Annotated in this window: 14 protein-coding genes; 2 read left to right on the top strand and 12 right to left on the bottom strand. The window is 72.9% G+C overall.

The genetic code is table 11. The features are described from left to right. Positions 1 to 54 precede the first annotated feature (54 nt). The 7 genes from ACIBTV_RS28365 to ACIBTV_RS28335 all read right to left on the bottom strand — a co-directional run bounded on the left by ACIBTV_RS28365 (position 55) and on the right by ACIBTV_RS28335 (position 8,090). Complete coding sequence (locus ACIBTV_RS28365; RefSeq protein WP_396709755.1) at positions 55 to 657, bottom strand: GTP-binding protein; 603 nt, start codon at positions 655 to 657, stop codon at positions 55 to 57. Further along, positions 638 to 1,024, bottom strand: coding sequence for a DUF742 domain-containing protein (locus tag ACIBTV_RS28360; protein ID WP_396709754.1), 387 nt, complete (start codon positions 1,022 to 1,024; stop codon positions 638 to 640). Before ACIBTV_RS28360 ends, ACIBTV_RS28365 begins: the two co-directional genes overlap by 20 nt. 5 nt (positions 1,025 to 1,029) lie before the next feature. After that, a complete protein-coding gene (locus ACIBTV_RS28355) occupies positions 1,030 to 1,452 on the bottom strand; it encodes a roadblock/LC7 domain-containing protein (RefSeq protein ID WP_396709753.1) in 423 nt (140 codons plus the stop codon). 91 nt (positions 1,453 to 1,543) lie between these two features. Next, entirely contained in the window at positions 1,544 to 4,102 is a 2,559-nt protein-coding gene (locus ACIBTV_RS28350) for a nitrate- and nitrite sensing domain-containing protein (protein ID WP_396709752.1), read from the bottom strand. A 102-nt stretch (positions 4,103 to 4,204) separates the two neighbouring features. After that, positions 4,205 to 5,848, bottom strand: coding sequence for a prenyltransferase/squalene oxidase repeat-containing protein (locus ACIBTV_RS28345; protein ID WP_396709750.1), 1,644 nt, complete (start codon positions 5,846 to 5,848; stop codon positions 4,205 to 4,207). Continuing rightward, a complete protein-coding gene (locus ACIBTV_RS28340) occupies positions 5,845 to 6,756 on the bottom strand; it encodes a terpene synthase family protein (RefSeq protein WP_396709748.1) in 912 nt (303 codons plus the stop codon). Before ACIBTV_RS28340 ends, ACIBTV_RS28345 begins: the two co-directional genes overlap by 4 nt. After that, a complete protein-coding gene (locus tag ACIBTV_RS28335; RefSeq protein ID WP_396709859.1) occupies positions 6,753 to 8,090 on the bottom strand; it encodes a cytochrome P450 in 1,338 nt (445 codons plus the stop codon). Before ACIBTV_RS28335 ends, ACIBTV_RS28340 begins: the two co-directional genes overlap by 4 nt. 387 nt (positions 8,091 to 8,477) lie before the next feature. On the opposite strand from ACIBTV_RS28335, the gene ACIBTV_RS28330 reads away from it, so the two are divergent. Continuing rightward, positions 8,478 to 8,726: a DUF2630 family protein gene (locus ACIBTV_RS28330; protein WP_091597147.1), complete on the top strand. Its 249-nt coding sequence runs from the start codon at positions 8,478 to 8,480 to the stop codon at positions 8,724 to 8,726. Between the two features lie 51 nt (positions 8,727 to 8,777). Here ACIBTV_RS28330 and ACIBTV_RS28325 read toward each other — a convergent pair whose 3' ends face one another. From ACIBTV_RS28325 to ACIBTV_RS28315, 3 genes are all read right to left on the bottom strand, one after another. Further along, the gene (locus ACIBTV_RS28325) at positions 8,778 to 9,713 is read right to left on the bottom strand and encodes a serine protein kinase RIO (RefSeq protein WP_396709746.1); all 936 of its coding nucleotides are present in this window, start codon (positions 9,711 to 9,713) and stop codon (positions 8,778 to 8,780) included. Between the two features lie 175 nt (positions 9,714 to 9,888). After that, a complete protein-coding gene (locus ACIBTV_RS28320; RefSeq protein ID WP_396709744.1) occupies positions 9,889 to 10,533 on the bottom strand; it encodes an HAD family hydrolase in 645 nt (214 codons plus the stop codon). 53 nt (positions 10,534 to 10,586) lie between these two features. Next, on the bottom strand, positions 10,587 to 11,447 hold the full coding sequence (locus ACIBTV_RS28315) for a carbon-nitrogen hydrolase family protein (protein ID WP_396709742.1): 861 nt from the start codon (positions 11,445 to 11,447) through the stop codon (positions 10,587 to 10,589). 104 nt (positions 11,448 to 11,551) lie between these two features. Here ACIBTV_RS28315 and ACIBTV_RS28310 point away from each other — a divergent pair, with 104 nt between their 5' ends. Beyond that, positions 11,552 to 12,124 (top strand): TetR/AcrR family transcriptional regulator, encoded by a 573-nt coding sequence (locus tag ACIBTV_RS28310; RefSeq protein WP_091597138.1) that lies wholly within the window; start codon positions 11,552 to 11,554, stop codon positions 12,122 to 12,124. A gap of 93 nt (positions 12,125 to 12,217) precedes the next feature. On the opposite strand, the gene ACIBTV_RS28305 is transcribed toward ACIBTV_RS28310, so the two are convergent. Together ACIBTV_RS28305 and ACIBTV_RS28300 are read right to left on the bottom strand one after the other, a co-directional pair. Then, entirely contained in the window at positions 12,218 to 12,754 is a 537-nt protein-coding gene (locus ACIBTV_RS28305) for a type VII secretion system-associated protein (protein ID WP_396709740.1), read from the bottom strand. 100 nt (positions 12,755 to 12,854) lie between these two features. Then, positions 12,855 to 13,967 (bottom strand): hypothetical protein (locus ACIBTV_RS28300; RefSeq protein WP_396709738.1); only part of this gene is annotated, 1,113 nt, incomplete at its 5' end.

Below are 13,967 nucleotides of genomic sequence, written 5' to 3'. Positions count from 1 at the left end.
CCTTCGTCGTACGTCAGGGGAACGCCGGGCCGGTGCGCCGGCCCGGCGTCCGGGTCACTCGCCTCGGCGGCGCGCGTCCCGGGTCTTCATCGCGTGCTCCATCAGGGTGATGAGCACCTCCTTGCTCGACTCCCGCTTGCGCGCGTCGCAGAGCAGCACCGGCACCCCCGGGTCGAGGTTCAGGGCCGCCTGCACCTCGTCGAGCCGGTACTGCCGGGCCCCCTCGAAGCAGTTCACCGCCACGACGAACGGCGTGCCCCGCCCCTCGAAGTAGTCGATGGAGGGGAAGCAGTCGGCCAGGCGTCGGGTGTCCGCGAGCACCACCGCGCCGATGGCGCCGAGGGCCAGCTCGTCCCAGACGAACCAGAACCGGTCCTGCCCCGGCGTACCGAAGAGGTAGAGCACGAGGTCGTCGCTGATCGTGATCCGGCCGAAGTCCATCGCGACCGTGGTGGTGGTCTTGCTCTCCACCCCGGAGAGGTCGTCGATGCCGACACCGGACTCGGTCAGCACCTCCTCCGTGCGCAACGGGCGGGTCTCGCTGACCGCGCCGACCATGGTCGTCTTGCCCACGCCGAAGCCGCCCGCGACCAGAATCTTGATCGCGGTGGGCAGTGGGGTCGCTCCCGCCGGCCGCTCAGAGTGCCCGTAGTCCATTGATAACCGCCTCGAAAACACTGTTGTCGGGAAGGCCGGCCGAGGTGCGTGGCTCGCGCACCTGGACCAGGCTGCGGGCCACCAGGTCACCCAGTAGGACCCGGATGGTGCCCACCGGCAGGTCCAGGTGGGCGGCGATCTCGGCGACGGACTGCATGCGCTGGCAGAGCCCGACGATCGCCACGTGCTCCGGCCCGAGGCCGATTTCCGCGCCCACGTCAGCGCGGGTCGCCGTGACCAGCGAGATCAGGTCGAACGTGCCGGTTACCGGACGAGCCCGGCCGCGCGTGACCGCGTACGGACGCACCACCGGCCCGGCATGGTCGTCCACCCACTGATGCTCCGCGGACTCCCCCTGCACCGTCATCGCGCCTACTTCTCGCCGGTCGACTGTTCGGCGCTCCGGGTCGGCGACGCGACGTGCTTGCCGACCCGGGTCACCAGCATCGCCATCTCGTAGGCGATCAGTCCCACGTCGGCGTCCTCACTGGCCAGGACAGCGAGACAGGCGTTGCGCCCGGCCGCTGTGACGAAGAGGAACGAGGACTGCATCTCGATGATGGTCTGCTGCACCTGACCACCACCGAACCGCTTGCCCGCCCCCCGGGCCAGGCTCTGGATCCCGGCCGCCATCGCGGCCAGGTGCTCTCCGTCGTCCCGGCTGAGCCCCTGCGAGGAGGCCATCAACAGGCCGTCCGTCGACAGCGCGACCGCATGCTCGGCCTGCTTCACCCGGCCGACCAGATCGTCCAGCAACCACGTCAGGTCGGCACTCGATGCCGTCTTCTGGGCCACTCGTCGTCCTCTTCTCCCCCGGCGGATGTCGCCGATTTCGTATGGGGCTGACCGTTCCGTCGCGGGCGGATGTCCGCACCGCCGGCACGGGTCAGGTCGCTTGCTGCTCGTCGGCCTCCGGGCCGGACCCCGGGTCCGGCTCGTCGTCGGGGCCGCCCAGCAGTCGAGCGGCCTCCGTCCGACCCCGACGGGTCCCGGTCTGGTACGAGCTCATCATCCGCCGCACCTGCTCCGGCGGCCGGACGGTGTCCTCGTCGTCGTCGGCGCTCGTGGTGGCGGGGTCGTCACGCAGTTCGGGCACGATGTTCGCCTGCCGAACCCGGACCGGCAGGCCTGAGTCGGTCTGGGACGCCTCGCTGCGGGCCGGTGCCGGGCCCCGCTCGGCCGGCGCCGCCGTCCCACCGTCCAGGGCACGGGGCAGCGTCGTCGGCAACCCGGTCGGGTACGTCGGCCCGTCCAGCGCGGCCTGCTGCTCCGGCGCGCGTCGGGCCCGGGTGGGCAGGCCCTGCAGTCCGGCGCGGGACCGGGTCGGCAGGCCGTCGCCGCCACCGGCGCCGTCGGTCTGCACGACCGGCGACTCCGGTCCGCGCCCGGCCGGCGACTGCGCCCCCCGCACGGTGGGCGCCTCGGCCAGGGCCACCGGGGCGGGAAGCGCCGGCGGTTCGACGGACGGGACGTTCGCGGCCGGCACGGCCGGGACGGCGCTCGCCGGGGCGGCCGGAGTCGCCTTGGCGGGCGTGCCCGCGGGCAGACCGCCGGACGCCTCGGGGTCGTCGCCGGAGTCGGCGACCAGCTCGATCGGGACCAGCACGACGGCGGTGGTGCCGCCGTACGCGGACTCCTTCAGCTGCACCTTGACGCCGTGGCGTTCGGTCAGCCGGCTCACCACGTAGAGACCCAGCCGGGACGCGTTGGCGAGGTTCAGCTCGGACTGGTCGATGATCCGCTCGTTGGCGGCGGCCAGGTCCTCGGGGGTCATGCCGAGACCCCGGTCCTCGATCTCGATCGCGAAGCCGTTGGCCACCATCTGACCCCGCACCTCGACCGTGGTGTTCGGCGGGGAGAAGGACAGCGCGTTCTCGATCAGCTCGGCGAGCAGGTGGATGATGTCACCGACGGCACGGCCGGCCAGCGAGACCCGGCCGATCGGCAGCACGTTGACCCGCGTGTAGTCCTCGACCTCGGCGACCGCGCCGCGGATCACGTCGACCATGGGGACGTTGCGCCGCCAGGCGCGGCCCGGCGTCGAGCCGGAGAGCACGATCAGGTTCTCGGCGTTGCGCCGCATACGGGTGGCGAGGTGGTCGACCCGGAACAGGTCCTCCAGCTCCTCGGCGTCCTGCTCGCGGCGCTCCATCGCGTCGAGGAGCGTCAGCTGGCGGTGGACCAGCGCCTGCGTACGCCGGGCCAGGCTGAGGAAGACCTCACGGACGTTGCGGCGCAGCTCGGCCTGCTCGACGGCGGTGCGGATCGCGGTCTCCTGGACCGCGTTGAACGCCTTACCCACCTGGCCGATCTCGTCGGTGCCGAACTCCAGCGGCGGGGCCTCCTTGGCGACGTCCACCTCCTCGCCGTGGCCGAGCCGCTCCACCACGCTGGGCAGCCGCTCGTTGGCCAGCCGCATGGCGGCCTGGCGCAGCCGCTCCAGCTGCTGGACCAGCGCCCGGGCGGTGGTGATCGACACGATGATGGAGGCGATGACGGCGATCAGGCCGAGACCGGCGGCGAGCACGAGCCGCACGATGACGCCCACCGCGACGGGGGCGGCCCGGTCGACGACGTCGTCACCACCGGCGAGCACCGTGTCGGCGATCTGGGTGAGGGCGGGACCGCTGACCTCGTCCCAGCCCTCCGCGTCGATCGGCGGGCGGGTTCCGCTGCCCTGCATGACCCGGTTCTCCAGGTCGACGAGCTGACGGAACGTCGGGCCGCCGGACATCTCCGCGTAGCGCCGCTGGTCGGCGGCGGGCAGGCGGACCAGCGCCTGCTCGGCGGTGAACTGCCGGGCGCCGACGATGCGGGTGAACTGCGCCTGCTCGGCCGCCGTGATGCGACCGGCCGCGAGCACGCCGGCGAGCAGGGCGTCCTCCTGGGACAGCAGCTCACGGGAGCGGTTGAGGCCGATCAGCGCCGAAGTGTCCTCGGCGACCTGCTCGTCGTCCAGGTTGCCCAGCGCGTCGTAGACCCGGTAGATCGACTCGATCAGGCCGGTGAACGCCGCACCGGCCTCGGCCCGGTCGATGGTCTTGGCGTCGACGGCCGTACGGGTCTCGCCGAGCCGGTCCAGGCCGCCGATCAGCTCGCTGATCCGCCGGTCCAGGGTGCCGCTGCCCAGCGCGTCGACCTGCCAGCTGTCCACGGACTCCTTGAAGTCCGCCGCCAGCTTGTCGGTGCGCGGCCGGATCTCGGCCAGCGCGGCGCGCTGCTCGTCGTCGGGGCGGCCGAGCAGGGCAAGCGACGTCCGCCGTTCCAGCTGCAACTGCAGCAGCAGCGGCTCGGTGGGGTTGAAGACCTTGCTGTCCAGGGCCTGCACGCCCAGCAGGTTGACACCGTCCCGGATGGTGACCCAGGCGGTGAACCCCCAGAGCGCCACCAGGGACGCGAGCAGGGCAACGACCTTGGTACGCAGATTCGAGCTGCGGGAACCCATTACACCGTCCCTGGCGTGGCCTGTGTGATCCGTCAGTCAGTGCGCGATGCGGACGCGCACGCATTGACCCCGGCGCACGCTAGCAGCGTCCGCACCCATCACTCAAGCGCTCCTGATCATGGGCCCGTCGGAAGCCGTCGCGGACGCGTCCCGGTCCACCCCCGACGCCAGGTCGGATCTCGTGATCGCCAACTGCCACGCGGCGATGACGGCGGCCCGCACGATCAGCACCGGCGCGTAGAGGTCCTTGTCGTGCCACAGTGGCGGGTGCGCCGCCCGGTCGTCCACGGCGGCCAGGTGCGCCAGACCCCGGGCCACCGCCTCGCGCACCCCGCGTCGCGGCGCGCCGGCGGTGCCGAGCAGCACGTGCAGGGCGTACGCAGTCTCCTCGACCGTGCCCGCCCACCGCCCCCACGATCCGTCCGGCCGCTGGGTGGCGACGACCCAGTCGACGGCCCGCTCCACCGCGGTGGTGGCGGTGCCGGCCGGGGCGTGGGCGTCCAGCGCCAGCACCGCGCACGAGGTGGCGTAGTAGGGCGAGGCGTGCCAACGGTCGGTCCAGCAGCCGTCGGGCTCCTGCCGCGCGCGCAGCCATTCGGCGAGCGCGCCGACCCGGTCGCCGTGCCGGGCCGCGCCGCCCGGCGTGTGGTGGGCGTGCCAGCCCAACGCCTCCAGCACGTGGGCGTTGGTGGTGACCGACCGCCCGTCCTCCCCCTGCCAGGTGCAGAAGTGGCTGCCGACGTCGTAGCGGTCGAGGCTGGCGGGGTCGACCGGTTGGCCGAGCAGGGCCAGCGCGTACAGGGCGACGGAGGTGGTGTCCGCGTCGGCCGGCAGCCCCGGTCCGGTCGCGACACCCTCCGGCCCGATCGCTTCGACCAGCTCGGCGATCAGGCGGGGCGCGGGGCGTACCGGCACGCCGGCCCGGGCCAGGGTGCTCAGCGTCCAGCCACGCTCGAAGGCCGTGATCGGGGTGCAGCAGGGCACGGGCCCGTCGTGCTGCGCGACCGCGGTCTCCAGGTAGGACAGCACGGCCGGATCCGCGTCGGCCGGGCCGGCGGTCCAGGCGGCGGTCGCCGCGGGCGAGGCCCCGACCGCACCGGCCACCGGCGCCACGTCGGCCCGGCCCCGTGCGGCCGGGCCCAGCACCTCGAAGGCGTGCAGCAGCTTCTGCGGTACCGGCCGGCCACTGGCCAGCAGGGCGTCCAGGGCGACGAACCGGCGCCGGTCCACCGCACAGGGCAGCCCACCGGCGAGCGGGCCACGGCGCGGCTCACCGTCGAGCTGGTCGAGGTGGGCGTTGATGCGGTCGGTCAACGCCGGCACGATCAGGTCGGCGGCCGGGGTGTCCGGAAGCTCGGGCGGCCCGTCGGCGAGCCAGCCGCGCAGGGCGGTCAGTCCGCGTACGGCCGCGGTCAGCAGCTCCACACGCGACGGTCCGCCGGGCTCGCGCGGCTCCCCGTCCCAGCCCCGCACACCGGCGAGCAGGGCCTCCACGGCGCTGAGGGTGGGCACGACGGCGTACCCGCCGGGTGCTCCCCAGCCACCGTCGGGTCGCTGCTCGCCGACCAGGTACGACAGCCGTCGCTGGTGCCCGGTGAGCCACGGCGCGTCGCTGACGACGCGGCCGGTCTCGTACACCGAGGGGGTGACCCGACCGGACGGTTGCAGTGCCATGGCGGCGAACAGCTCGCGCGCGGCGCCCGCCACGTCCGGCCGTCCCCAACCGCCCGGAATCGGTGCGGTCACAATGCTCCCCAGAAGTCGGTCGACCGGTAGAAGCCGCTGCTGAAGCCGATCTGGCGGGCCAGGTAGTCCGCCTGCACCGGTGACGTGGCGCGCAGCGGCGCCAGCAGCTCACGCGCCTGGGCGACCAGCCCCGCGATCCGCCGGGTCACCTCGTCCCGGTCCGGCACGAGAAGCAGCGCGTTGAGGTCGCCCCAGCGCAGGTCCCGCTCGTAGGTGCCGAGGTCGTTGACCAGCCGCAGGATCCGCTGCACCACACCGCTCGCCTCGATGAGCTCGTCGAGGTGGTCGAGGGTCGCCGGGTCCCCGGCGTGGATCCAGTGCACGACGTTGACGACCGTGCACGCCAGGTTGTCGGCGTTGTCGAGGTAGGTCTCCAGGTCGGGCAACGTCCCGCCGTCACCGGCCTGTTTCCAGTCCCACTCCCGCGCCATGGCGTCGAGGACCTTGGCCAGCTCGTTCCGCCAGAGCGACCGGTGCGTGGCGAAGGCGGGCGCGGTGGCCAGCTCGTCGCGCAGCTCGGCCAGGAACCGGCCGAGGTGGTCGTCCGGTTCGGGTGCGTCGCCGTCCGCGACCGCGAGGCAGCGGGCGGCGAGCCGCTCGATCTCCTCGGCGGACTTGGCCACGTAGTCGACCTGCCAGTCGACCGCGAAGCCCCACAGCACCGCCCGGTTGGTGATGCGCAGCTGGGCCTCGTCGCACCACGGCGCGCCGAAGGCGATGGCCATGGCGACGTTGCCGAACAGCGCCGGGTCGAACGGGCGGGGCGGGAAGAGGTCGGGGTACGCCGAGGCGCACCGTTGCAGGTCTCGCTGGCCCTTGGCGGCCAGGGCGCAGATTCGTCCCTGTTCCGCGGCGGCCAGCAGCTGCTCTTCGACCAGGTCCGACCCGGAGCGCTGGCCGGCCGTCATGCCGCGACGCTCCGCAGCGGCCGGAGCGTGAGCTCCACCCGTTCCCGTGGGCGCAGGGCCGCCGCCACCTTGATGCCGGGGACCGAGGGCTTCTGCAGGCGGAACCGGAACCGGCTGAGCAGGGTCGCCACGATCAGGGTCGCCTCCAGGTAGAACAGGTGCATCCCGAGGCACTGGTGCGGGCCGCCGCCGAAGGGGAAGTGCGCGTAGCGGTGCCGGCTGCGGGCCAGCTCCGGAGCGAACCGGTCCGGGTCGAACTCGTTCGGGCGGTCCCAGAAGACCGACATCCGGTGGGTGATGAGCGGGCTCACCACGATGGTGGCGCCGGCCTCGATCCGCACCCCGCCGACCACGTCCTCCTCGACCGCCCGGCGCGGGAAGAGCCAGCCGATCGGGTAGAGCCGCAGCAGTTCGTCGAGGACCTGGCGGGTGTAGCGGAGCTCCTTGAGGTGCTCCCGGCGCACGGGCGCGTCGCCGACCACGCGGTCGATCTCCGCGTAGAGCTGCTCGGCGATGCGCGGGTCGCCTTCGATGTGCGGCCAGAGCCACGTCAGCACGCTGATCGTGGTCTCGGTGGTGGTCGCGACCATGGCGACGGTGTCGTTGCGCACCTGGGTCTCGTCCAGCCGGCCGCCGTCCTCGGTGCGACCGCGCCACAGCGTCGCGATGATGTCGTCGCCGTCGGTCTCGGCGGTCTCCCGGGACCGCCGGATGATCGGCATCAGCAGGTCGTCGATGAGCTGGACCGCGTTGCGGAAGGTGCGGTCGCCGGGCATCGGCACGGCGAGCGGCGCCCACGGGACCGCGATGCGCGGCATCACCGACGAGGCGATGGCGTCCTGCGCCTCCATGATCCGCATCGCGTCCGGCACCGAGATCTTGTCGGCGAAGAAGACCCGCATGATCGCCGAGCAGACGATCCTGGCCTGCTCGGTGCCCATGTCGACGGGTCGGCCGGCCCGGGCCGGCTCCTCCAGCTCGTCGACGGCGTCCTCGATGGCCTCGGCCAGCCGGTCGATCAGCCCGTCGATGCGTCGGGCGGTGAACAGCGGTTGGAGGATGTGCCGGCTGTTCGACCAGTACTCGCCGTCGCTGAGGATCCCCTCGCCGAACAACCGCTTGAGCGGCCGCCACTGCAGCCCGTCGCCGGCGCGTACGTAGTTGCCCGACCGCTCGCGCAGCACCCGCTGGAGGTGCTCGGGGTGGGTGATCAGGTAGGGGCGGAACGCGCCGAGGTTCAGTTTCACCACCTCGCCACCGGAGCGCTCGCCGAAATCGACCAGGGCACGGGACGGTTCGCGGAGGAGACCGGGCACCACGTGGCGCAGGGGTATCGCGCCCGCTCGTCGGGTGGGGACCGGCGTGGTGTCTGACGTTGCCACCTGCGGTGGTTTCCTTTCGGCAACGGAACGTGTCGAAGCGGCTTTAGGGAGTGACCGTTCCGCCGAGCATGCCATTGCGGCGTCAAGTTTCTCTAGACGTGCAACGAGAAATTCTCACACCGCACATCTCACACGCTCCACAAGGGATGACGATGCATCTGCGCTCTCGTGGAAATCCCGCAGGTGGCGCGCCGGGCGGCCGGAGTCAGCCATCGGCGAGGGCCGCTGCGACCGGACCGGGGCCCGGAGTCCCGCTCATGGGACTCACGGTCGATCTTCGTCACAGCCACCCTGGGGGATTGCCGGCATGCGGATGGCCGCTGTGCGAGGCTCTTGACCATGGACGACAAGACCATCCTGAACCGGATCTCCGAGCTGGTCGACGAGGAGCACCGCCTCCGCGCGGCCGCGCAGGCCACCGAGCAGGGCACCGACGACGAGGCCAAGGACCGGCTGCGCGAGCTGGAGGAGTCCCTGGACCAGTGCTGGGACCTCCTGCGCCGCCGCCGGGCCGCCCGCTCCACCCACGGCGACCCCGACGCCCAGGGCGTACGCCCCAAGCCCGAGGTCGAGCGCTACCTCCAGTGACCGGCGCGCGGGCCGGGCGGTGAGCGGAGCGCCCACCGCCCGGCCGCCGGCTCAGCGGACACCCGCCTCGCGCAGCAGCTCCCCGGTCAGCCGGTCGGGGTCGGTCACGGCGGCCGGCAACCCGCGTGCCGTGAACCAGGTGCTGACGACCCGGACGTCCCGGGCCAGGAACTCCGGCCCCTGCGGGTTGGCCACCACGTCGACCACCTGCGGCAGGTCGATCAGGACCAGCCGGTCCCGGTGCACCAGCAGGTTGTACGGCGACAGGTCACCGTGCGCGTACCCGGCGCGGGCCAGCACGACCAGCGCGTCGACCAGCTGCGCCCAGAGGTCACGCAGGCCGGCCGGATCGGGCCGGACCTGGGCCAGCCGAGGCGCCGCCTGCCCCTCCTCGGGGTCGCCCAGGAACTCCAGCATCAGCTCGGTGCCCCGCAGCTGCACCGGATAGGGCACCGCGATGGTCCCGTGCTCGGCGCCGATCTCCCAGAGCCGGGCCAGCGCGGCGAACTCCGCCGCCGCCCACTGCCCGGCGATCATCTGTCGGCCGAACGCGGTCCGCCCGGCCATCGCCCGGTTCTCCCGGGACCGGCGGACCCGCCGCCCCTCCAGGTAGCCGGCGTCCCGGTGGAACAGCCGGTGACTCGCGTCCCGGTAGCGCTTGGCCGCCAGCAGGCAGGAGCGGTCGGTGCCCGGCACCGCCCGGCGGACCAGGTGGACGTCCGCCTCCTTGCCGGTCTTCAGCACACCGAGTTCGGTGTCCTTCGCGGCCAGCTCGGTGACCAGCCAGGCCGGGTACGGCTCCGGCCCCTGCACGGCGTCGTCCCAGGACGACCACCGCTCCCCCGTCTCCGGGTCGGATGCGTCGTCGGGGTCGGTAACGACCGGCTCGGAAGGCCGGCCGCGCTTCAGGAACTGCGGTTCGTCGTCGTCGAAGCGGCCCTTGCCGCGGGTCCGGCGCCCACGCGCCGGGAAGTCGTATTCGCGCACTGCGGTGGTGATCCCTTGATCGAGGCTGATGGAGGCAGGTGGAAGCGACCTGCGAAGACGGCCATGACCGACCCCCTCTCCTCGACCGGGCGCAGCCCGGGGTGCACGATGCGCGGACAATGCTCACCGGCGACGCGACGCCGGTCAACCGAATTACCGGCCGCGGGCGGTCCGGTCAGCCGGCGAGGACGGAGGCGACCGCGGCGATCAGCCCGTCGGCGGTACGCGTCGGCGCGAACCGGTTGTCCGACCAGGCGCGCCCCCGGTGCAGCCAGACGCTGGGCAGCCCGACCGCCGCCGCCCCGCCGATGTCCGCCTCCGGGCCGTCGCCCACCACCCAGGCACCGCGCAGCGGCGTCCGCACCCGCTGGGCGGCGAGCGCGAAGATCCGAGGGTTGGGCTTGCTCACGCCCGCCTCCTCCGAGATCACCCAGTCGGCCACGTAGCGGTCCAGCCCGGTCCGGCGGATCTTGGTCTCCTGCTGACGGACCACCCCGTTGCTGACGATCACCGGAATCCAGCCGGCCCCGTCGGCGATCTGGAGCGCGCAGGCGACCAGCGGGTCCAGCCGCGTGAACGCCACCACCCCGTCGTGCAGCTCCTCGACCAGGTCGATCGAGGGAATCCGCAGGTCGTACCGCTCCCGTATCGCGTCGGCCACGTCCCAGCGGTCGGTCAGCCCGTCCGCGTCGATGGAGAGCAGCCAGTCGATGTCCGCAGGTGGCGCGCCGATCCCGTCGAGGAAGCGCTTACCCCAGGCGCGGAACGGCCCGGCCCGGTCGAGCAGGGTGTTGTCCAGGTCCAGCAGGAGCAGTGGCACTCGGGCACCCTACGGGACACGGGAGTCGCCCGACAGGCCCGCGATGTTAACTCTCATCCGAGCAGTGCGAGTCGGGCCGCACCCTGGTCGGGAAGCCGGTCGGCGAGCATCGAGTGCGCCGCCCGGGTGGCCGCCAGCTCCGCCGGGTCCAGCCTCGCGACGACCACGTCCTCGCCGTCGTCGGCGCCGCGCGCGAGCGTACGCCCCTGCGGGTCGTGCACGGCGGCCCCGCCGTTGAAGCGCCACGGGTCGACGCCTCCGACCGAGTTGGCGAAGACCACGTAGAGGGTGTTGTCCAGGGCCCGCGCCCGGTAGTAGAGGTCCCGGCGGTGCTCCGACCCGGCGAGGTAACCGCTCGGGCAGAGGTAGCCGTGCGCGTCGTCGGCCGCGGCGGCCCGCGCGTGCTCCGGGAAGCAGCCGTCGTAGCAGATGCCCAGCCCCAGCCGCCAGTCGTCGACCAGCAGGGTCGCGCCGCGCGTACCGGGGCTGAACAGCTCCCGCTCGTCGCCCCAGAGCTGCTGCTTGTCGTAGCCGACCCGGACCACGCCGGCGCGGTCCACCACCAACGACGAGATGGTCCGCCGCCCGTCCGGGTGCCGCACCGCCGCGCCGACCACCACGGTGAGGCCACCGGCCACCGCGGCGGCGCTCAGCGGCGCCAGGCGGGGGTCGTCGACCGTCCGGTCCTCGGCGGCGGCCACGTCGGTGCCGACCGGGTCGGCCGCGAGCGCCGGGGGATGGTACGCGGGTAGGAACAGCTCCGGCAGCACGGCGACGCGGGCCCGCGCGTGCGCGGCCCGGTCGACGAGGCGGGCGGCGGTCTTCGCGTTGCCGGCGACGTCGCCGGGGACGGGCTCGGCCTGGACGGCGGCGACGGTGAGCGGTGCCTGGGGGACGGTGGCGGGGGGCGTCACCGGGCGATGGTAGACCGGCGGGGGCCGGTGGCACGATCCCCCGACACCCTCCCAAGCCGTACGTACGGTTTGCGTGACGTGGGGTGACCTGGAACGATCGACGTGTGCCCAGAGTAAGCCAGGACCAGCTCGACGCGCGGCGACAGGAGATCCTCGCCGCCTCGCGGGCGTGTTTCGCCCGGCACGGCTACGAGGGCGCCACCGTGCGCCGACTCGAGGAGGCCACCGGGCTGTCCCGGGGGGCCATCTTCCACCACTTCCGCGACAAGGATTCGCTCTTCCTCGCCGTCGCGGAGGACGACGCGGCGGCGATGGTGGAGACGGTCGCCCGCAACGGTCTGGTCCAGGTGATGCGGGACCTCCTGGCCGGGGCGCTCTCCCCCGACACGACGGGATGGCTGGGCACCCAACTGGAGGTCTCCCGCCGGCTGCGTACCGACCCCGCCTTCGCCAAGCGGTGGGCCGAACGCTCCGCCGCCGTCGCCGAGGCGACCCGGGAGCGGCTGGTCCGGCAGCGCGAGGCCGGCGTGTTGCGCGAGGACGTCCCCATCGCCGTCCTCGCGCAGTTCCTCGAACTCGCCTACGACGGTCTGGTGCTCCACCTGGCGATGGGTCGGCCCGCCGGCGACCTCGGTCCGGTGCTCGACCTCGTCGAGGAGGCCGTCCGGCGCCGCTGACCGGCCGGGGCGGGTGGACGGCTACGTCCGATCGGTGCGGGCGACCCTCACCTGCCCGTCCGCCGAGCGGAGCGCCATACCAGGTCCGCCGGGCTATCCGGACACGGTGACGGCCTCTCGCAGCGCGTCGCCGAACAACCGCATCGACGCGGGGCCGCCGGGATTGAGCAGCACGTCAACGTCCTCGGGAAGCAACCCCACCAGCTCGGCGCCGCTGACCTGCCGCCAGCCGGACGCCCGCACCCGGCGTTGGTCCGCCGTCCCCGTGGCGACCAGCACACACGGCGCCCCGTCCGGGGCGGGCGCCACGATGATCCGATCCTCCTCGTCGACCGCGATCCCGGTCAGACTGTCCCGCAGCGCGAGCAGCACCAGGCCCGGTTCGGCACGCCCCGCCACGACCAGCCTCGCCGCCGCATCGACCGGTCCGGTCGGCGCATCCTCCCCGCTGGGCAGATAGAGCGGGTTCGGCTCGAACACGCCGACCGTACCGTCGTCTTTGACGAGCCAACCTCCGACGATCGCCTCCACCGGCGGCACCACCCCGACCTGGTCGTCGGCCTCCGGCGGCGGCGACCAGTCACTGTCCAGCAGCAGCATCCAGTTACTGCTGTCGTCCGCTACGCCCACCTGCTCACTCCCTCACTCGGAATCACGCCGCTCGAATCGGCGAGTTCGCCCGACTCCCACACGTGGCAACACCGGACACGGTTCACCTCCCAGGGGCGACTCACGTGCTGAAATCGGGCATCCGGGGGCCGAAGTCCAGAGGCGGAAGCTGCGGGGCGGGAGTTGGTGGCCGACTGCGGACGGAAGAGACGAGCGGGCGGAACTCGCCCCCGTGGGAGACCGCGATCGTGGTGAAGTCCCCGCCAGGGTTGGTGACGGTGCCGTGGAAGTCCTTCGGTCGGGTGGTCCACACGGTGTCGGTCGCGGCGTAGATCTGCCGATCGTTCCCGAGCTTCTGCATCACCTGGCTGAAGTCCGGGGCGACGGTGCCGTCCCGCGCGCCGAACTTGCAGGCGATCATGACGATCGAACTGTCGGGGTTGGCGCCGGTCGTGCTCTGGAACACGCTGTTGTGGTGCAGCACCTTGGCGAACTCCCCACCCGACACGTTGACCACCTTGCCGTTCTGCAACTGCAGCGCGACGTCCTTCGGGCTGGTGTGCGCCATGACCAACATCGGGGAGTTCGTGTCCCCGGCCCAGGGCGCGGGGCGAAGCTGGTCGAACTCGAAGTCCGGCTGCGGCCCCCTGCGTGACGCGCCGGCCGCCTCGGTCGGCCGGTAGTCGGGCACGCTCTTGAAGACCGCGCCGGGGGGCAGGTTCGGGACCTGGTGGTTGCCGGTGGAGATGTTGGTGGGCACGCTCGCCCACGCGGCGCGACTCTCGCTGTCGCGGGGGCTCAACGGGAAGCTCACGCCGATCTGCCGGCCCTGACTGTTGAGCACCGGCTCGGCCCGGACGTTCCCGACGTCGAAGCGGGTGGTGATGCCCCAGCTGTTCTTGCCGACGATGGTGTTCCCGCTCGCCGGGGGTCGGCCCCTGAACCGCGCCGCCACGACCTCGCCCAGATCGCCGAGGTTCCGTCCGGCCGACGTGAACGCGCCCTTGATCACCTTGCCGGGGCCGTAGCTCGCGGCCATGTCCGGGACCTTCGTGCCGGTGGTGCCCGGGCTCTTCACGCTGGTGAGCTGTCGGGTGCCGGCCTTGACACCGTCCTTGATCATGCCCTTGGTGGCGAACTTCATGATCCGGCCGGCGAGGCGGCCGCCCGGCACCAGCCCGAGCGCCAAACCACCGGCAGCCAACCCGATCGCCGCCGGATCCCCCGACAACGC

The organism is Micromonospora sp. NPDC049366, from assembly GCF_044466625.1.
GTDB lineage: Bacteria > Actinomycetota > Actinomycetes > Mycobacteriales > Micromonosporaceae > Micromonospora.
Note: the sequence above shows the minus strand (reverse complement) of the source record. Positions and strands in the feature narration are given on the sequence as shown.

Coding starts and splice junctions, on each gene's coding strand:
- ACIBTV_RS28350 (WP_396709752.1), bottom strand. CDS start 4,102: ATGGGTTCCCGCAGCTCGAATCTGCGTACCAAGGTCGTTGCCCTGCTC.
- ACIBTV_RS28360 (WP_396709754.1), bottom strand. CDS start 1,024: ATGACGGTGCAGGGGGAGTCCGCGGAGCATCAGTGGGTGGACGACCAT.
- ACIBTV_RS28340 (WP_396709748.1), bottom strand. CDS start 6,756: ATGACGGCCGGCCAGCGCTCCGGGTCGGACCTGGTCGAAGAGCAGCTG.
- ACIBTV_RS28365 (WP_396709755.1), bottom strand. CDS start 657: ATGGACTACGGGCACTCTGAGCGGCCGGCGGGAGCGACCCCACTGCCC.
- ACIBTV_RS28330 (WP_091597147.1), top strand. CDS start 8,478: ATGGACGACAAGACCATCCTGAACCGGATCTCCGAGCTGGTCGACGAG.